Below are 18,741 nucleotides of genomic sequence, written 5' to 3' on the forward strand. Positions count from 1 at the left end.
GACATCGTTGCCACACAGCGCGCGGACATACCAGGTCACATCGCTGTTCCGGCGGAGCAATTCCTCCGCGCTCGCCTAGACGGGCATGCACCGAGCGCACTTTTGTCATCTCCGGTTCTTGTCTTGTTTTGTGCCGCAACAAGCTTTTTGTACTGGATCGCCGAGGTTTTTTTAATTTTTCGATGGCCAATTTTCTCGACGACCATGTCACTTTAGTGACACAAAGTACCGTCCTATGTGCGCTAGGCAACACAGGGACCCCGATCGATACGAAACTATCGTGGTGCGGACCAGGGCGTTCCCGGCCGCTCTTTTTCCTTGAGTGAAGCGCTCCGGCAGCACACTTCACTGACCAGATCCCAAGCATGGCGTCGGTCGCGCCGGCACCGTGCGAAGGTGTGAACCGGGCATGAATTGTCATGACAATCAAGACCGCGTCGGAGCACAGGATGCACAAGCGCGCGGGACTCATGCGCGCTTTTTTTGCGCTGCGGAACTCTTCCGATGGTTTTCGCACCGCATGGCGCGAGGAAAGCTCCTTCAGGCAAGAATTGATCGTCTTCGCCGTACTTGCGCCGTGTGCGTTCATGCTGCGGGTATCCCCGATCGAGCGCGTCATACTCCTGATCACGGTGCTCCTTGTGTTGCTGGTCGAACTGATTAATTCGAGCATCGAAGCTGCGATCGATCGGATCTCGCTTGAACAACACGAACTGTCCAAGCGAGCGAAGGATTGCGGCAGCGCAGCTGTTACCCTCGCACTGCTGATCTGCATGGTGGCGTGGGGAGGCATATGTATTCCACTGATCATGCATTGGGTTGGTACCCGGTAGAAAGCCGGGTAGTTCGAGCGTGCGGTCCCGGCACTGCTGCGCACCACCGCCGACGAGCTTCATCTTCAGGTTCTGGGAGAATCTCTCCATCACCGAGTATCCCAGCATGGGTCGCGTGCGCCGCTTGATCGCTCGATAGTCCTGCTCGACCAAGTTGTTAATATATTTGGACTTGCGGATCTCGATTGGCGTCTCACGATCATCGTTGATGGCTTCGGATACGGCGAGATCGGCGCCGTGCAGGACACTTGGTCGTCGTTTGCCCAGCGGTAGCCAGCCGGCGGCCCTGGCTGCGAGCCGCGAAGGATTAACCCTGAGCTGGATCAGTACGTCGGCAGATCGACGCATGCCGATACTGATGCCGGATATTCATCGTGTGCCAGCCACGGAACCGGTCATGAAAACGCCGGGCGTTCTCACTGATCAAGAGTTTTTCGATAAAGCCGCGCGTCGCATCTTCCGCCCTGGCCATGCCGGACTGCTACCGCGTGGAGGCCGCACATGCGTGGATGCTGTGGCAAATGCGCGTTAGATATCTCAAGAGTGCGAACTGCACTCGGTCACCAGCAAGCTTAAGCCCGCCGGGTTTGCAATCATCCAGCGTTCGAACTCTTCCGGCGCGAGCGGGTGACTGAAGCGGTAGCCCTGCCCGGTGACACATCCATGCGAGACCAGCCAGCGGGCTTGAGCCCACGTCTCGACGCCTTCCGCAACAATGTCGAGTGTCATCGCATTCGCCATGGCAATCACCGCGCTGACAATAGACTGGCCGGTCGTGGTGGTGAATAGCTCCCTGATGAAGGACTGGTCAATTTTGATCCGGTCAATCCTCAGCGCGTGCAAGTAAGACAGATTTGAATAGCCCGTTCCAAAATCGTCAACGGCAACACGCACGCCGAGTTGCGCCAATCGTTCGAATGTGGATCGAGCCTCGCCAACGTTGTCCAGTAACGCACTCTCGGTCACTTCCAGCTCCAACTGCGAAGGTTCAATCTTGAATTGCGCAATCAATTCGCATACGTCATCTAAAAATTCGGGGCGACGCAGTTGAAGTACAGAGACGTTAATCGACATTTTCACGCTGGTGTCATAGATAGCACGCCAGCGCGCCACGTCTGCGCAGGCGATGCGCATCACGGCCATGCCGAGCTCGCCAATCAATCCCATTTCTTCTGCAATCGGAATAAACAGACCAGGCGGGACGTGGCCAAGCTCGGTGTCATACCATCGTGCGAGAGCCTCGACTCCAATGAGCCGCCCGCTCACCATATCTACCTGCGGTTGATAGTGCACCTTCAGGTCCTTCTGAATCGCTGCGCGCAGACGGCGGGCGATTCGATACTTTATCGCCGACGCATGCTCCATGTGCTCGTCATAAAAAGTGGTGGTGCCCTTTCCTCGGTGTTTCGCCCGATACATTGCCGCGTCGGCACGACTAATCAGTGATGCCGCATCTGACGAGTGCTCCGGAAACACGCTAATGCCAACGCTCGCGCCGAGCTTAAGCCGCGTTCCGTCGATCGACACGTCGCGCGACATATCGCGAATGATCCTGGCCGCAATAATCGAGAGGTCGTTGATTGATGCCACTTGCACAGCCGCGACGAATTCGTCACCGCCATACCGGCAAATTAATCCTCCCTGCTCCGAAATCTGCATCAACCGACCCGACAGACGGGTGAGAACCCGGTCGCCGGCTTTATGACCCAGCGAATCATTGATTGTTTTGAAATTATCCAGGTCAACAAAAATGACGCCGACGTTGGTCGTCTCGCCATCACAGGCGCGCAGCAAACGATCGAGGCGTGCAATAAACGTAGTTCGATTCAATAATCCGGTTAGCGCATCAAGCTCGGACAGGACCTTCAATTGGCGGGTCTTTTCCGCAAGCCGTTCGGACGCCATGTGGGCAAACCTCGCGATGAGCAGTGGGTAGAGCACCATCAGCGGGAGCATCACCAAGGTCGAATAGGGCTCGTTTGCGTTTGTGATGTGACTGCCAAATAAACCGATTCCAACCAGCACGCCCAAAGCGTTCGCGATACAACAGAAGAGCATCGGTCGCATGCCGCCAACGGCGATGCTATTCATTGCTACGGAGAGCAGAACGATCGTAGAAGGAACCAGGCGAAAATTTAACAACGCGACGATGACGCCTGCGAACATCGAGTCAATGAAAAGATGACGGCGCTCGGCGTTGACGGGATGCATGGAGCGCCGTGCAATCACGTAAGCGAGATGCGGCCAAGCCAACAAGGCCGCCGCAAACGTCATTAACAGGAAAGTAACCGCGCGGTCGGACAACATGATCGGCGTGGTACAGACCAGCCCAGCGGTTGCCCCAAACACCCGAACGCGATATATTCCCGCAGCGAAGCGCAGCCCTGACCGATGCACGACCGCCGTCGACATAGCTATTCCAAACGGCCCGACCCTCAATTTCGCCACTATCCCGCTCCTTGGCCTAGCCGAACACTCGTTCGCTAAGGCGTGAATGTGCGATTCCTGCACTTCACCAGTAAACGGTAGTTTTTAGAAAAACTTTAATTTCTCCCCTTCGCGTCGCGTTTCAGCGCCCGCCATCAAGCGGCTATCGCTTACCCTTCTTGCCCATAGAGAGCTGCAATGTCTGGGGATCGCTGTGTCGTCTGCGTGTCGTCTATTCCGCTCAACCCGATATCCGCGTCAACGCATTGTGATATTGGCGCCCACTTTTGCGAGCAGACAGAAAGGTGCGATCTGCCGACTGACGCCGTAGCGCCTGAAGTAGCGTTGACGCTAAGCCGTCATCGACCTCAGCACCAATTCGGCGATGTGCAATGACTCGCAGCTTGTGCCTTGTTCAATCCGTTCTCGACAACCGAAGCCATTCGTCACGCGCCGTCCGCCCTCGGCTCCATCAAAGTGACAGAGGTCTTCATCCGGTCGAACGGACGGCTAAGCTAGTTGCGGGTAGCTAGCTATCACCACACACTCACGAATCCCGATCGGCAACGAAGCCACGGCAAGGTGTGTCAGATGCCGGTTTATGATGGAATTTACGCTTCACCAGCGTGCTCTCCGTATGGAACGCATCGGGACATTCAGTCTTCAATTTTACGATCGTCATTTCAACATGCTCGATGCCAAACTTTGATGCGTTCATCAATTCTACTTGATTAGGATAGCTTATCTTCATGGTATATCGTCCTAAAGGAAAAGGCCCAACAAAATATCGGATTTAAAACTGGCGTGGGGACGCTCAGCTGTGCCTGAACAGCGCGATTCGACCGCTCTTGTACAGATCTCGGACTTTACTCGCGAACGGTGCCTGCGGTGTCTGCGTGCACTCGCCGACGATCGTGGCTACCGGAGTTGCGACATCGACGACTGTCGTCACGGTTTCGCTTACGCCCAACTTGTCGACGCCTGAGACCCAATACACAAGCGCTGGCTTGTAAGCGTCTTCCACGGCAAGGAAATCTGAGCAGCTCATCTGTGCGGGCGTGACTGGCTTTGCGGCTTGCGCTAGAGCGAACGGGGATACACATAGACCCGCCAACACGGCGGTCCCAACTGCAAAGTGTTTCATGGCATTCTCCAGATGGTGTTGCGGATCTTTCCACCTTCGCGGCGGTAGAGTTCCGCTCGTTGATAAATCAATACTCCCGGCTTCGAGGATGAATCCCGGGGCACTGATAATGCGTAGCCTCTCGAATCAAGCACGCGTACTACGCAATAGAACTTCCAGGCGTTGTTCACCGCAAGCGCCGGTGCGCATCGCACTGAATACATCGTATAAGCGGAAAGTTAGGGGAAAATTATCTTGCCGCCGTCGACCGGGTGGGTCGTCAGTACTACCAGTAGCCGAAAGTCTGCGGGTAGCCATAGACGACCGGCGCAGGGGCCAAGACAGGCGGCGGTGCATACACTGGCACGGTCGAATAGACGGCCGGGTGTGTGATTTGATTTCCCTTGGATGCCATGCACTGCGAATAGGCGGCGTCGTAGCGAGCTTGCAGACTGGCCGAAGTCGCCTGAGCGCCGTTGGCACCCACAGCGCTGCCGAGCAGCAAACCGGCGCCGGCGCCGATCGCCGCGCCGATACCGGCATCGCCTTCTGCCGCGCCAAAAAGCGCGCCTGCTGCCGCACCGCCTGCGGTGCCGATCGCCCCGGTGCGTAGACCGTCGTCAGCTGCCGACACAGTTGGTTGCGAGGCATTGTCCGAGCGGAACGCATAGTCCCTGCAGGCGTAATCTTCCTGCTGGAATTTGCTCAGCGGCTCTCCTTCGGGTGGCAACGCGACCACGGTCGGGCCGGTAGGAGGAATGACGGCGCACCCGGTCAAGGAAAGGGCGATCAAGCATAAAGGTGTTGCCACGCACACGAGTTTTAAACGTTTCATGATGTTGTATATCCGGTGAGTACACAGATGTCATGGTGACGTCGAAGAATTAGCGCTGAATTACTTCGCGCTGAGTGAGGGCTCTGTGATCCCGGAACCTAGCGAATCAATTGTCGGTCAATTTTTCACACTATAAAAATAAGGATAACTAGGCGTATTGATATTGTCGATCCTGATTCCTTACTGTTACACCCAGCAATCCTATTGGGGACTATCGCTCGTCGCGCTCGACGACGCAAATCATAGAAAAGCGCCGACCACGCTTCTCTGTCGACGCGATTCCGTATCGAATTCGATACGACTCGTTCTATTGCGCCGCTCATCCTACATGCAGCGTTCAGTTGAAGGCTGGGCAAGGCGGCATATCATGGCGAGATGTATTGCACTAGTGGAATAAATCGGCGTAACCGCCGTGCCATCCCCCGCAACGCAGAAATGAGACGAAAAGGCGTACGAGAAAACGACCTCACCCCTTGCCGGAATCGCCCAGCAAGACGGTCCAGCCGAGGCCGCGCACGTTGCGGATAACCGACTGCCCGAACTTCTTGCGCACTGAATGAATCAGCACGTCGACCGCATTGCTCTCTACTTCCTTACCCCAGCCGTACAGCTTGTCCTCGATCTGCGCACGCGAGAGGATCGTTCCCGGATGTTCAAGCAGCGCGTGCATCAGCGCGAACTCACGTGCGGACAACACACCTGCCTTGTCGCCGAACGTCAACGTGCGCTGGTCGAGATTCAGGCTGAGGGTGTCATCGCCGAGCCGGGACACGGCGTAACCCGCCTTGCGCCGCAGCACCGCCCGCATCCGGGCCAGCAGTTCGCCGACTTCGAAGGGCTTGAGCAGATAATCGTCCGCGCCAATATCGAGTCCCTCTATGCGCGAATCGAGATCGTCACGCGCAGTCAGGATCAACACCGGCACCGGATTGCCCCCCGCGCGCGCGGCGCGCAACAGTTCGATGCCTGACATTCCCGGCAAGCCGATGTCGAGCAGCACGACTGTGTAGTCGGCCGCGCTCATTGCCTCGCGTCCAGTGACGCCGTCACGCACCCAGTCCACGGCGTAATCCGCGTCCTTCAGTGCACGCATCAGGCTTTGCCCGATCTGGAGATCGTCTTCAACCAGCAGGACTCTCATGCCCCTCTCCCTATACCGACGGGAGCATGCGCTTCAGCGCTTACTCCGGTCCCATGCGCGGCTGCGTTCGGCCAGCACACGATTTCAACGACGCTTTTGCCAACGCTCTTGCCAACGCTTTTCACACGCTTTTCACACGCTTGCCAGCGGAAAACTGACCGCCGCGACAATGCCCGATCGGCCGTCGTGACGGTTTCGGATGACCGCCTGGCCGCCATATTTCGCCGTGATCGCCTTCACGATCGACAGGCCGAGACCGGTCCCTTCCACGTCCACCTGTGTGCTCGAGTTCGCTCGAAAGAACCGGTCGAAGACACGCGGCAAAGACTCCTCTGCAATGCCCGGACCCGTATCCGTAACCTCGATCCAAAGTGCGTTCGCCTCGCGGCGCATTTGCAGGTCGATCGTGCCGCCATCCGGCGTGTAGCGCACCGCGTTGCTCACCAGATTCTTGACGGCAATCGCGACATCCGCGCGCGAAGCGACGACCTTGTCGGCGAGCATGGCGTCTGCGCCAATGTCGATGCCCCGCGCCGCCGCGATCGGCAGCACGCCGGAGACGGCATCGACCACGATTGAGGAAACGTCCGCAGGCTCGATCGCGGCATCGAGCGGCGCGTCCGCGCGCGCGAGTCGCAGCAACTGCCCAATCAGCATGCCGCTGCGCGCAATGCCGTTGCGCAGTTCCTGAAAACGCTCCTGGTTGCCGGCCACAATATGCGGCTGCAGATTGTCCGCCTGCAATTGGAGCGCAGTGAGTGGCGTGCGCAGTTCGTGGGCGGCGTCGGCAATGAACTCGCGCTCGGATTCGATCACCTGTGCGAGCCGCTCGATCATGCGATTAATCGATTCGACGAACGGCAGCACTTCGCCCGGCACGCCCGTGACGGGCAGCGGGTTCAGATGCGCGGCGTCGATGGATTGCGCTGCCTGCCCGAGTGGCGTCAGCCGCCGAAGCGTGCGATGCACAATCACGACGACAGCAAGAAGCACGAGTGGTAACAGGATCAGCGTGGGCCAGAGCGTGGTCAGCGCGGTTTCGCGAACGAGCTCGTTGCGCACCGACGAGCGCTGCGCTACCTGGATCACGCTCGCGTCCCGGCGCAACGTATAGATGCGCCAGCGTTCGCCATTCACCATCTCCGATGAAAATCCCGCCGGCGCGCTTGCGGGCAGCGACAGTGACGGTTCGGTAGAGCGCAGCGGGACATTGGCGCCGGGCTTGCGGATGGTGATCACAATATCGCGCGAGGGTTGCGAGCCGCGCGCGGGCGCGCTCGGAATCGCATCGGCAAGATCGCCGCGCATTCGCATGGCGACCTGCTCCAGGCGCAGGTCGAGCAGCGCGCTCATGCCGGTGCGGCAGAGCTGATAAGTGCTGACACTCTGCGCGATGGCGACGACACTGACCAGCACGGCCAGCGCAATGATGAGATTGTTGCGAAGCGAGGGTCTCATGGAATAGCGGGCAAAAGCGGATGAAAACGACGGGTTCATCAGGCGCGGCGTGAGACTCTCCGCGCGCTCATTTTCTGCTCATTCTTGGCTGCGAACATGTAGTCATTCGAAGCAGCGGTTCGCTTCATGACCCAACGGGAGACGACCCATGTTCCAGCTTTTCAGTCACCATTCGAGCGCCAGCAACCGCGATCAGACCGCCTTGCGCATGAACGAGAACGTACTGCACAAGGAAGTCGCGCTGTCAGGTGAACGCCCTGCTACGTATGACGAAATACTGCCCTGGCTGCTGGCGCCGTGCTCGGCGTCTGATCCACCCGATCCACCTCGCTCATTTCCCGCTCATTCTGCATCATTAGAATCCTGTTTATCGCAGCGCGCCCCGACGCGTCTGCAGCACAGGATGAAGGAAACCCTCATGATCACCTCGTTTGAAGCCCTGTTCGACATTTCGCTTGCCGTTGCCAGCGCCGCCCTCACCGTCGCGGTCTTCGCGATCCTGGTTGAACTCGTCGCCATGGTTCGCCAGCGCGCGATGGTCCTGTTGCAGCGGCCGCAGGATTCAGTGCGGATGCAATGAATTGAGCAGTTCTGACAGTCCGAGCCAAAGGATCTGCATGCCGATGCAGAAGATCGCGAATGCGAAGAGCCGCATGGCGATCTGCGTGCCGGACGGCCCGAGCAACCGCTGGACCTTCGCCACGAAACGCACGCACAAGTAAATGGTGATGCACAGCAGCGCGAGCGCCACGCCCACGCCAATGAAATGAACCGGCTGCAGGCCGCTGCGCGGCGTACCGGTGCCAAGCGCGATGGCCACCGAGATCGCCCCGGGACCAACCGTCACCGGCAGCGTCAGTGGATAGAACGCCTTCGATCTCAGCGAACCATGCCGATGAGACGCCGGCTCGGGTAGCGTTTCTTCCTCGGAGTCATCGTCGGAGGACTGGAGCAGGTTCCAGCCCGCCATGGCGATGATGAGCCCGCCCGCCACGCGCAGCACCGGAATCGAGATCCCGAGAAACGACAGCAGGTACGCCCCCACCGAAAGCGACGCCAGCAGGATCACGAAGCTGTTCACCGCGATGCGCCGCGCCAGGTCCGCGCGCTCGGTCTCCGTCGCGTGCGGCGTGAGACTCAGGATGATGAACGCTGCCGCCGGCGGGTTGATGATCGGGAACAACGCCGCGACAATCAACAGGATCGTCTTGGTCATTTCGTGGATCACGGTGTCCATCCATTTCCAGGTGGGCAGAACGGCAGGGCCAGCCCGCGCGGGGAAGCGTGCCTGCGTGTTGCATGCAAGATTACCTAATAATGTGGCGGGTCGACTACGATTGTTGGCAGGATTTTCGCGCTTTGTTGCTCGGATGGGTTTTTTCATCGCGCTTTGCTGGAGTCACACACCATCGGAGTGTGACTTGAAGCGTTTGCAGGCTGTCGTCGTTGTAATTGCGTGCGCGTTGGAGCTGCTCTCAGTATCTGCCCTTGCCCGAGATGTCCATCTCCCCGCTGAAAATGCCTGCCCCGACATGGCGCACCGGCCGGAGCGCGACCCCGCCTTGCGCCGGCAGATCGTGCACACGGCGAGCGGCGATATCGCGTATCACCGCTTCGGGCTGCCGAGCGCCGGTTGACCTCGATGGCGGCATTTTCGGCTGGTGATGTCACGCCCAACGGCGGCAACCCACGGGAGAACAAAAATCGCCGTCTTCACAAGTTCCTGCTCGATTGACGACCACGAGGTCCGAGGCGCCTTAAATCCCCTGGCGTGGGTCGTTGAGTTCGTCCATCGCGCAAGGCCTGCGCAGCCTCTTGTATGAGAAATCAAGCAACACGTCGTCGGGCAATTCATCTCCGGACGCAAACACTACGTGGAGATCGGGATCAGCCGCGCCGGCCTGTTGTGCCAGCTCGATTCCAGACGCCCACGGCGGGTTTAGATCCCTCAGCGTTTCCGCACTCAGGCAGGTTCGTTCGCCTCCAGCCCTCGCAGAATCTCGCGTACCTGTGGCCGCTCATGACTCGCGTGCCGCCCTGTCTCGAACAGTTCCGAGAGCCAGTTCACGAAGGCAACCACACGCGACGGAGCACGGCGATGACGCAGGTACGCGATCGATATCGCCAGGGGCGCGGGCCTGCAATGCGGCAGAACCTCACGCAGCCGCCCGGAGTCAAGGTAGGGCTGTGCGAGCGCCAGTGGCGGCTGTATCAGTCCGAGCCCGCGTAGTCCGCAGTCGAGATAGGCATGCTCGTCGCTGACCTGCAGGAAACCTTCAAGCGGCAGGTTGAGCATGTCGCCCTCAACCTGAAATTCAAAATCCGCCGGACGACCGGTCTGCGGGCACGTGCAATTGACGGCGACGTGGTCAGTGAGCTCGTCGAACCTCTGCGGCGCGCCATACCGCGCGAGATAAAGCGGGCTCGCACAGGTGACACGCTCGAGCGTGCCGAGCCTGCGCGCGGCGAGGCCCGAATCCGGCAATTGTCCAATCACGACGCAGCAGTCGATCGCTTCACCGACCAGGTCGACCTGCCGATTGCTCACGCCGAAGGCGAGCTGAATATGCTCGTAGCGCGCGTGGAAATCATCTAGCGCAGGCAACAAGATCGCGTTCGCGACCACCGCGGGCATTTCGACGCGCAGCCGGCCCCGTGGCCGGTCATCGGGATGCCGCAGATTTGCCTCGATGTCATCGATGTCGGCGAGGATCTGCACGCAACGTTCGTAGTACGCGGTCCCTTCGATAGTCAGATTGAGGCGGCGAGTGGTGCGCGCGAGCAGTTGCACACCAAGCATTGCCTCGAGACTCTGCACGAGCGTCGTCGCGGTCGCGCGCGGAATCCCGAGCGACTGCGCGGCGCGGGTAAAGCTGTTGGCGTCGACAATGCGAACAAAGGTCTGCATCGCCATGATGCGATCTATCACGGTTGCTTCTCCTATAGATTTTCATTTCGCCCTTTGGAATAGCTTAATGCCGGGACCCGGACGGTGTGAGTGACAAGTGCGTCGGGATTTACTAAGACCATGGGCTTGCTGCCGGGTGCTGGCCGCGTGTACGCTCGAATGTTGCGGGGCCAGCGACAGCGCCAGGTCTCGCAACCGGCTGCGCACCACGGCTGTCATTCGACATGCCGATGCTCATCGCCTCAACCGACAATGAACTGCATCGTAGCCCAGGCCTTCGCGTGTTCCCACGCAGTGGATGCCCTCGGGCGCCCAGAGCGCAAGATCGTTTCTCTACATCTTTGTGGGTCGGTCTCGTTCCAGACCGCGACATAACGCTCAACCAACTCTTCAGCTTCGTTCATGACAAGCTCTTATTGATAGTGGCTCTGCGCCGGGACCGGCAGCACCATGAACTCGACTGTGCACTCAAGACGTACCGCGGTCGATGACCTCCGAGGTAATGAAGTGTTAGCGCCGTCATCACTGTTCGGGCTGCGCCTAGGGGGCTACGTTCTGTAATCCGTAACGCCCGCCCTGAAACACGCCGGATCTCATGATCCCGTGCCCTGTTCTGTGTGACTATCCGGCAATCGCGTCATGAAGTCTCCGTAAGTCCAACCGCGCGCGGAGCGTGCACCACGAGGCCCCTTCGTGGGATGGCGATGCTGGAACCGAAATTGCTGCATTGGGAGGGTGTCGTCTAGCTGCGTCATCGTCCGGGTCGCGACGCACAAATCCTTCCGTATCCGACGGACCAAGCCAACCTCGGATGCGGTTGCTGTTCGCTTCGGTGGCAAAACCGAAGACCGTTTTGTAATCGGGGACGACGTCGCCGCCACATTTTTTCAGGAGCTCGCCATGCCTAAGGTATCCAAAGGTGACAAGGTGCAATGGGAAACGTCGCAGGGCCGCACGGAAGGTGAGGTCACGCGTAAGGTGACCGGCCCAACAAAGGCCGGCGGCTACGTTGCGAAGGCGTCTCCTCGCAATCCCCAATACGAAGTCAAAAGCTCAAAGAGCGGCAAAACGGCCATTCACAAAGCCAGTGCGCTGAAAAAAGTCCGCTGACAAACGACAGCATGCCTCGTGGCGCTGTTGAAGCAGCGTTGAGACAACTGAGCTCCGGCTCGCCGGCGCGGTCTTCTCGCACTAGGTGGAGTACTCATGAGTTCAGGTTGTCCACCTGGGCGGGAGACGCATTCCCCGACGAACTGACACGCATCGCCACTCGTAGACCACAATAAGGTTGTCGCCGATTTCGAAACGGAAGCCTAGAGACAATGCTAGCCGCTGAACCTCGCACGCTCCCTCCAGGTAGTACATGTCATCCCAAGCGCTCGCAATGCTGTTGCCCAAAATCATGACGCCATGATCTTTGTCCCGCCGCCATCTCACCCACATTTTTCGTGAGTCGACGGGCGAAAGTATCGGCGACTACCAAACGCGGCAGCGTGTGGCGCGTGCAGCAAAACTTCTAAGCGGCTCAGGCACCACGGTGCTGGCTGCATCGATGGCGGTAGGTGTCAAAATCCCCTCCTATCTGGCCCGGCTTTTTATCAAGCATGGCCAGCCGCTTCCGAAAAGGTTCAAGCCTTAGCGCCCAGCCCGTATTACGCCAGGTGCACCAGCGCTGCAAATCCCTTTAATGCGTGGTCCCACGGGAGCATTGGCCAAACGACCATTCATGCTTTTCTCCGGGTCACCTAGCTTAGGCATTCGCTTCGTCTCCACCCTACGCATTGTCCAGGTGCAATTCACAACGGCAGGATGCTTACGCATTAACGGGTGAAACATATAAAAACGCAGATCTTGAACGTCGCGTTTGTGTGACCGCCACGCGCTCGGTGAGCGATGCAGACAATCAGCACTTGCCGACTGCTTGCGCTCCATGTCGGTTTTCAGCGTAACGCGGGCACGCGATGCGGATTGACGGGATCGTAAATGATCTTAGCGCGTTATGAAACAAATCATCATATTTATCGAAAATTATAATGCTGCCTGTCCCGCAATCTTAGCGTCAGGACGCGGCTGTCGAAGGCAGGCTCTTGCCCATTCATATAGTGGTCCGTCGCGGGGTTGCGACGTCGCTAAGCTTGGAAAGAATAGTTCGCTGGCAGTGGCCCGCGATGCTATAGCGCATCTGCTTAATGCGGTTTCCTCATTACACGCATTTTATTGAGTTGCCGACTACGCCGGTGAGCGGCTCGCTAAGACGAAATCGCTCTACCCGTACGCTCTATTCGGAAATACTTTCGAAGTGCATGCGCTCTAATATGAACTCGATAGAAGGGCCAAGCGTACCTCGCAACATCTGTCGAGTCAGCGCAGAAAAAAGTCGCCGGGAAATGACTAGACGGAGGCACCGCTCGTGCCTCCGTAATGGTCCATATGGCTCCTTAGACCGGGCACTATCGGTTAACCACCTTCGCCGAGATCAGGATGACAACGGCCATGCCGGCCACTGCAATCATTGCGGCGACCAGGAACAATCCTGAGCTAAGCGAGTGGGTCTGGTTCTTGAGCCATCCAATGACCGAAGGACTGACGAACCCCGCCAGGTTGCCGGTGCAATTGATCAAGGCGATGCCGGCTGCCGCACCTGCGCCGCCAAGAAAGCCGGTTGGCAAGGCCCAGAACATGGGCAACGCGGTGATGACACCGACGGCCGCGAGCGTCATGCCGGTCATGGCCGGATAAAGGTGCGAGCCGCTTAGCGCGCAAACGCTGAAACCAACAGAGGCAATGAGCGCTGGAACGGCGAGATGCCACCGGCGCTCGCGGGTACGGTCCGCGTGACGTGCTGTCAGCAGCATGGAGAGCAACGCTGCAGTATAGGGAATCATCGACAACATCCCGATCGTCAGCGGATCTTCAATGCCCGCCAGTCGAATCAATGTGGGTTGCCAGAAGCCGATTGCATAGGAACCCATGACAATGCCAAACAGGATAAAGCACAGCAGCCAGACCCTTGCCGACACAAGCACGCTGCGTATTGATCCGTGAGTGTGTGCGCGGTTCTCTCGTTCTATCTCGGCGCTAATCAGGGCTTTTTGATCCGCGCGCAACCAGCGCGCGTCGCCGACCTTATCGTCCAGGACCATGTAGACGACGATACCCATGACGATCGCCGGAAACGCTTCGATAATAAACAGCCACTGCCACCCCGACAGCCCGAGCGAGCCGGCAAGTAACTTCATGACCAGCCCTGAGAGTGGGCCGCCGATGATGCCCGAGATCGGATTCCCCGCCATGAACCAGGCCGTCACCCGGCCTCGGCGATGCGATGGAAACCAGTAGGTCAGGTAAAGAATCACTCCGGGAAAAAAACCGGCCTCCGCAATGCCGAGCAGAAAACGGATCACGTAAAAAGCCGCGGGTGTGGTGACCCAAGCTGTGGCCATGGATAGAACCGCCCAGGTGATCATGATGCGGGCAATCCAGCGGCGTGCGCCGAACCGATGAAGCAGCAGGTTGCTGGGCACTTCGAACAAGAAATAGCCGAGGAAGAAGAACCCGGCGCCGAGACCATAGATGGTGTCGCTAAAGCCAAGATCGGCAAGCATCTGCAGTTTGGCGAAGCCGACGTTCACGCGATCCATGTACGCCACGATGTAGCAGACGAATAACAAAGGAACGATTCGCCACGCCACGCGCTTATAGGTTGCTTCCACGCTATCGTCGGCAAATGCGCCAGTTACGCTCGGACTTTCACTCAACATTGCATGTCTCCCTCTGAAATTCGGCAAAGGTATCGGCCTGCGCTACACGCAGGCGGCCTTCACTCGTTATATGGTTTCACGAACGCTGTTCGTGAGGACTGGCGCAACCCGCGGCTGTTAATTCGGATAGCAGAGCATCTTGCTGGCCGGCGTCTAATTCGATAAGCGGAGCGCGCACCTGTGCCCAGGTCGCGTCGCCCAGTCGATCGGCGATCGCGGTCTTCATGGCGGCGATCATCGGGAATTTTGAGAACGCCGCGCGCAGGTGATTGGCGGCTGCCTGTTCGGCGGGCGCAGCGGGAGTATTCCATTCGTTGCAAAGACGCGCGATGGCCGCTCCGTTAACATTCGCGGTCGCGGAAATAACGCCGGCAGCGCCCGCTGCCATGACATCGACTAGATGCGTTTCGTTGCCAGCAAAGACATCGAAATTATGGCCACGAAACTCGCTGATCAGGTCAAGCGTATGGATGGGGTCGCCGGAACTGTCCTTGATTCCCGCAATTGCGCCCGGATAAGCGTTTAGCAGGCGGGCGATCAATGACACGCTGAACGGTACCTGGCTCACGGCGGGAATGTGATAGAGGTAGATCCGCAGACGTGTGTCGCCAATTGACTCGATCACTTGCGCGACCGAGCGGAACAATCCTTCGTCGCTGACGCCCTTAAAGAAATACGGCGGTAACGTCAACACGTTGTAGCAGCCACTGTCCAGCGCCGCTCGCGTCAGCTCCACCGTCTCCGCCAGGGCGCAGGAGCCAACGCCTACCATCATTCTGCGAGGCGGCCCTGATGCTTCCCGCAGTGCATCAAGCAGCATTCGCTTCTCGTGCACGGTCATGGAAGCCGCTTCGGAATTGGTGCCGAACAGGACAATACCGACGTCCTGCTCAAGCAGGCGCTCACAATGTTCAATGAATCGGCGGGTACACGGGGACCCGTCGGGCTTGAACGGTGTCAACGCTGGCGCAAGCGTGCCGGCCAGTCGATCCTCGATGGTCGTCATAACAGGGGAGTCTCCTTTAGGCCCTTTCGATCAAGGGCGTAGTCGTGTAACGCGGCACTAGTATTACGCCGCTCTCCCCGCGGAACTACTTGGCTTTCCTTGCTTGAGTCGATAAAAATTCTTTACGGTTTGCCATCCCAGTCCTGAGCGAGTTGAAGGAAACTTTCGACCAGGCGAATACGCGCCGACGCGCGCGACCACACCATGCCTACCACCCGCTTCGCGCGCGAGCCGCGCAGCGGCCAACGGGCCAGCGGGACGTTGTATCCGGGTGCGCTCAGCCAATGCGGGACCAGTGACACACCGAGCCCCCGGCTGACCAGCGCCGCGAGCGCGTCAAGGCCGTCAAGTTCGCACCGCTGGTGCGTCTTGATGCCCTGCTGCCGCAAGTAATCGTCGGCAATCCGGCCGCCCACGGTCGTGCGGTCATAGCGGAGAAATGGCTCGGTTTCGAGCGTGACACGTACGTCGGAGACCTGCATGGACTCGGGAGTAAGCAGCACGAGTGGCTCCTCGCGCATCGTATGCCAGCCGCAGCTCTTGGGCAGGTCGAATAGCGGCCGGATGATCAGCGCAGCGTCGAGTTCGCCATCAAGCACTTTGCTGTACAGCGCGACTGAATTGCCTGGCTCCAGATAGATGTCGACCTGCGGGTGCTCGCCAAGCAGCGTTGAAACGAGTCGCGGGATCAGCGCGGTCATCAACGTGGGCGTGGCGCCAAGCCGAAGCTCACCAGAGAGGCTGGCGTCGTCCACCACATCTGCCCGGAGGTCGCGGATGTCCCTCAGCACCTTGCGGCCACGCTCGAGAATGCGTGCGCCCGCGGGCGTTGCAGAAACCGTCCTGCCCGAGCGCTGGATCAACCGCATACCGAGTTCCTCTTCGAGCAGCTTGACACGCTGTCCAACCGCCGCCGGCGTCAGATCGAGACGACGAGCCGCTTCAGCTATCGAACCGAGTTCAGCGACATAAACGAAGCTTTGCAAATAACGGGAGTCCATCGATAGAAATTTTATCGTTTGAATAAACCGCAAATTACTGGCTCTGTCGAATGGAGTCAATGAGAATGCGACTGAACCGGGCGTCACCGGTCTGATTAACTGAAAACAGGAGACAGAATCTTGCCTACGATCGAATCCATATCCGTGTGCGCAGCTGTGGTCCCGCTCGACCGTGTCACTTCATTCGCGACTCGCACCGTATCCGCGCGGCACTATGGCCTGGTTAAAGTACGTTCAAGCGACGGCGTCGAGGGAATCGGCTTTTGTTACGTCGGAAGCGCGGGCGGTGCATTGTTGACGGCGGCGGTCGAGCAGTTGCTCGCGCCAGTTCTGATCGGTAAGGATTCCTATTCGACAGAAGGACTGTGGCAAGCGATGTATCAGGAATCTTTACTGCAGGGACGCGCGGGTACCGTCATGCGTGCGATCAGTATCCTGGACACCGCGCTGTGGGATCTCAATGCCCGCACGCACGGAGTCCCTCTGCATAAGTATCTGGGGGCGAGCCAGCTCGATCAGGTCCCGGCGTACGCGAGCGGCGGATATTACCTCGACGGCAAAACGCCGCCAATGCTGGGCGAGGAGATGGCCAGCTACGTAGACATGGGATTCAAGGCGGTAAAGATGAAATCGGGCCGCTTGTCGCCGCGCGAGGAAGAGGCACGCGTGCGTGCCGCGCGGGAGGCCATTGGTCCGGACATTGAATTGATGCTCGATATCAACAACGGCTGGAGCGACGCAACCGAAGCCATGCGCTACGTCCGGCTGATGGAACAATACGATCCCTATTTCATAGAAGAGCCGTTTTCCCCTGACGATGTCGCCAATCATGCGCGACTGGCGAAGCTGACGCGGGTGCCTATTGCTACTGGAGAGATCGGCTACGGACGCTGGTACCACAAGGAGGTCCTGGATCAAGGCGCTGCCGCCATCCTCCAAACCGACGCGCTTGTCTGCGGCGGCATCACCGAGTGGCGGCGCATTGCCGCGACCGCCTCGAGTTACGGCGTGACAATGTGCCCGCACTGGTTCCACGACGTCCACGCACCGCTGGTCGCCGCCACGCCGAACGCGCGCTATGTCGAATTTTTCCGGGACGATCAGGTACTCAATTTCAGGCGTCTTATCGACCGGCAACTGGAGCACCGCAATGGTCACGTGCTATTGCATCAGACGCCCGGACTGGGATTCAACTTCGACGAGAAAATGATCAAGCGTTATGGAAACTGGCTGGAGGTGCGCTAGAGAAGCGTCCCTCGCTCCATCCGCTGATTCAGTCGGAATCAATCGCGCGTTTTGCCGACCTGAGCCGGCCACACGATCTCGAGTTCCAACGCAATCGAACGCGCCAGTCCTTCGAGGTCCGGGAAAAGGGATGCGTTCGTGATGTTCATCCTGTACAACGAACGCATGGCTTCGTCCCGTAAATTCGACGGTAACACGATCTTGCGCAGCAATTCGTCGCTGCACGTGTATTGATCGAGGATCATGTCGAGCGGCTGATGCAGCAAGCCCGGCAACACGAACGTGCCGGCTTGCGCGATCAGCCGCTGATCCATTTCGGCGGGTTCCCCAAACCACATCACCGGGTTTTCGTCGCTCAGATAAAACTTTTCGAAATTTCCGGGCAAGCGTGGGTCGATCATCTCGCGTATAAGATGCGGCGCCGAAACAGGGACTGCGCGATCCGTCCACAGCGCCGGGGTGTTCACCGCGAAAACGGCTGCGTCAGTCACAGCACGCTCAAGCGCAAAGAACGCGGCAACAAATGGCGACTTGGTGAAATCCAGCAGTCTGGTCGGCGCACCGTGATGCTGCATCAGACCGAGGCAACGCAGGTCGTCGGACAGCGCGCGGACATCGGAAAGATAGTTATGGGCCTTTCGCCTGAAGATGCGAATGGCGCGCTGCTCCTGAATCCGCCACGCCGAGCGCTCAGGTACGAACGCGGACAGGTAGCGCGATAACGAACTTTGCAACGGCCATCGCGCGTCTTGCTGCCCGCGAAATGCCCAGCCGTCGAGTTCTATGATGAGACGCATGAACTCCTGCCAGTTCGACACAATAATGGTTTGCATTGTCACTTATCCAGAGTAGCACTCGCTGGTTCCCGCCCGATCGCAAGTCCGGCGCGGCAGAAGCAGCCGACGCGGCATCCTATACGAAGAGATGCGCCGCAGGACTGATGATCCAACTTTTGAGCCCGGCGCGCTGTCCAGACCGCCAAACGCTCAGATCAGACCCCTGC

Annotated in this window: 17 protein-coding genes and 2 pseudogenes; 5 read left to right on the forward strand and 14 right to left on the reverse strand. The window is 58.7% G+C overall.

Annotation, left to right across the window (positions count from 1 at the left end):
• Nucleotides 1-929: 929 nt before the first annotated feature.
• The 7 genes and pseudogenes from BSU04_RS45905 to BSU04_RS33930 form a co-directional block, all read right to left on the reverse strand.
• Nucleotides 930-1,070: pseudogene (locus BSU04_RS45905) on the reverse strand (IS6 family transposase); the annotation flags it as partial.
• A gap of 300 nt (nucleotides 1,071-1,370) precedes the next feature.
• On the reverse strand, nucleotides 1,371-3,245 hold the full coding sequence (locus tag BSU04_RS33905) for a putative bifunctional diguanylate cyclase/phosphodiesterase (protein ID WP_089164635.1): 1,875 nt from the start codon (nucleotides 3,243-3,245) through the stop codon (nucleotides 1,371-1,373).
• 562 nt (nucleotides 3,246-3,807) lie between these two features.
• Nucleotides 3,808-4,011 (reverse strand): hypothetical protein, encoded by a 204-nt coding sequence (locus tag BSU04_RS33910; RefSeq protein WP_089164636.1) that lies wholly within the window; start codon nucleotides 4,009-4,011, stop codon nucleotides 3,808-3,810.
• A 63-nt stretch (nucleotides 4,012-4,074) separates the two neighbouring features.
• The gene (locus BSU04_RS33915; RefSeq protein WP_089164637.1) at nucleotides 4,075-4,404 is read right to left on the reverse strand and encodes an HdeA/HdeB family chaperone; all 330 of its coding nucleotides are present in this window, start codon (nucleotides 4,402-4,404) and stop codon (nucleotides 4,075-4,077) included.
• Between the two features lie 265 nt (nucleotides 4,405-4,669).
• A complete protein-coding gene (locus BSU04_RS33920; protein WP_089164638.1) occupies nucleotides 4,670-5,218 on the reverse strand; it encodes a glycine zipper family protein in 549 nt (182 codons plus the stop codon).
• A 466-nt stretch (nucleotides 5,219-5,684) separates the two neighbouring features.
• Nucleotides 5,685-6,359 carry a response regulator transcription factor gene (locus BSU04_RS33925; protein ID WP_089164639.1) on the reverse strand — a complete coding sequence of 225 codons (675 nt, stop codon included), beginning with the start codon at nucleotides 6,357-6,359 and terminating at the stop codon, nucleotides 5,685-5,687.
• A gap of 132 nt (nucleotides 6,360-6,491) precedes the next feature.
• Nucleotides 6,492-7,817 (reverse strand): sensor histidine kinase, encoded by a 1,326-nt coding sequence (locus tag BSU04_RS33930; protein WP_089164811.1) that lies wholly within the window; start codon nucleotides 7,815-7,817, stop codon nucleotides 6,492-6,494.
• Between the two features lie 418 nt (nucleotides 7,818-8,235).
• Between BSU04_RS33930 and BSU04_RS46790 the strand changes: the two genes are divergently transcribed.
• Entirely contained in the window at nucleotides 8,236-8,397 is a 162-nt protein-coding gene (locus BSU04_RS46790; RefSeq protein WP_179258533.1) for a hypothetical protein, read from the forward strand.
• Here the strand turns inward: BSU04_RS46790 and BSU04_RS33940 are convergent.
• Nucleotides 8,380-9,054, reverse strand: coding sequence for a MarC family protein (locus tag BSU04_RS33940; RefSeq protein WP_256983671.1), 675 nt, complete (start codon nucleotides 9,052-9,054; stop codon nucleotides 8,380-8,382). The two genes, BSU04_RS46790 and BSU04_RS33940, sit on opposite strands and share 18 nt — an antisense overlap.
• 184 nt (nucleotides 9,055-9,238) lie before the next feature.
• Here BSU04_RS33940 and BSU04_RS33945 point away from each other — a divergent pair, with 184 nt between their 5' ends.
• Complete coding sequence (locus BSU04_RS33945; RefSeq protein ID WP_144021436.1) at nucleotides 9,239-9,454, forward strand: hypothetical protein; 216 nt, start codon at nucleotides 9,239-9,241, stop codon at nucleotides 9,452-9,454.
• A 326-nt stretch (nucleotides 9,455-9,780) separates the two neighbouring features.
• On the opposite strand, the gene BSU04_RS33955 is transcribed toward BSU04_RS33945, so the two are convergent.
• Nucleotides 9,781-10,746 carry a LysR family transcriptional regulator gene (locus BSU04_RS33955; RefSeq protein WP_089164642.1) on the reverse strand — a complete coding sequence of 322 codons (966 nt, stop codon included), beginning with the start codon at nucleotides 10,744-10,746 and terminating at the stop codon, nucleotides 9,781-9,783.
• A gap of 879 nt (nucleotides 10,747-11,625) precedes the next feature.
• Between BSU04_RS33955 and BSU04_RS33960 the strand changes: the two genes are divergently transcribed.
• A complete protein-coding gene (locus BSU04_RS33960) occupies nucleotides 11,626-11,835 on the forward strand; it encodes a DUF2945 domain-containing protein (RefSeq protein WP_089164813.1) in 210 nt (69 codons plus the stop codon).
• Nucleotides 11,836-12,042: 207 nt separating this feature from the next.
• Here BSU04_RS33960 and BSU04_RS49200 read toward each other — a convergent pair.
• A pseudogene (locus BSU04_RS49200) lies at nucleotides 12,043-12,144 on the reverse strand (aldolase); the annotation flags it as partial.
• On the opposite strand from BSU04_RS49200, the gene BSU04_RS33970 reads away from it, so the two are divergent.
• Nucleotides 12,143-12,364: a helix-turn-helix domain-containing protein gene (locus BSU04_RS33970; RefSeq protein ID WP_089164644.1), complete on the forward strand. Its 222-nt coding sequence runs from the start codon at nucleotides 12,143-12,145 to the stop codon at nucleotides 12,362-12,364. The pseudogene BSU04_RS49200 and the gene BSU04_RS33970 sit on opposite strands and share 2 nt — an antisense overlap.
• An 811-nt stretch (nucleotides 12,365-13,175) precedes the next feature.
• On the opposite strand, the gene BSU04_RS33975 is transcribed toward BSU04_RS33970, so the two are convergent.
• The 3 genes from BSU04_RS33975 to BSU04_RS33985 all read right to left on the reverse strand — a co-directional run bounded on the left by BSU04_RS33975 (nucleotide 13,176) and on the right by BSU04_RS33985 (nucleotide 16,493).
• A complete protein-coding gene (locus tag BSU04_RS33975; protein ID WP_089164645.1) occupies nucleotides 13,176-14,486 on the reverse strand; it encodes an MFS transporter in 1,311 nt (436 codons plus the stop codon).
• 76 nt (nucleotides 14,487-14,562) lie between these two features.
• Nucleotides 14,563-15,492 carry a dihydrodipicolinate synthase family protein gene (locus tag BSU04_RS33980; protein ID WP_089164646.1) on the reverse strand — a complete coding sequence of 310 codons (930 nt, stop codon included), beginning with the start codon at nucleotides 15,490-15,492 and terminating at the stop codon, nucleotides 14,563-14,565.
• 122 nt (nucleotides 15,493-15,614) lie between these two features.
• Entirely contained in the window at nucleotides 15,615-16,493 is an 879-nt protein-coding gene (locus BSU04_RS33985) for a LysR family transcriptional regulator (RefSeq protein WP_089164647.1), read from the reverse strand.
• Between the two features lie 120 nt (nucleotides 16,494-16,613).
• Between BSU04_RS33985 and BSU04_RS33990 the strand changes: the two genes are divergently transcribed.
• Nucleotides 16,614-17,738 carry a mandelate racemase/muconate lactonizing enzyme family protein gene (locus BSU04_RS33990; protein WP_089164648.1) on the forward strand — a complete coding sequence of 375 codons (1,125 nt, stop codon included), beginning with the start codon at nucleotides 16,614-16,616 and terminating at the stop codon, nucleotides 17,736-17,738.
• A 38-nt stretch (nucleotides 17,739-17,776) separates the two neighbouring features.
• Here the strand turns inward: BSU04_RS33990 and BSU04_RS33995 are convergent, their stop codons facing one another.
• A complete protein-coding gene (locus BSU04_RS33995; RefSeq protein WP_089164649.1) occupies nucleotides 17,777-18,571 on the reverse strand; it encodes an FRG domain-containing protein in 795 nt (264 codons plus the stop codon).
• Nucleotides 18,572-18,741 lie beyond the last annotated feature (170 nt).

Source organism: Caballeronia sordidicola, from assembly GCF_002220365.1.
Taxonomy (GTDB): domain Bacteria; phylum Pseudomonadota; class Gammaproteobacteria; order Burkholderiales; family Burkholderiaceae; genus Caballeronia; species Caballeronia sordidicola_C.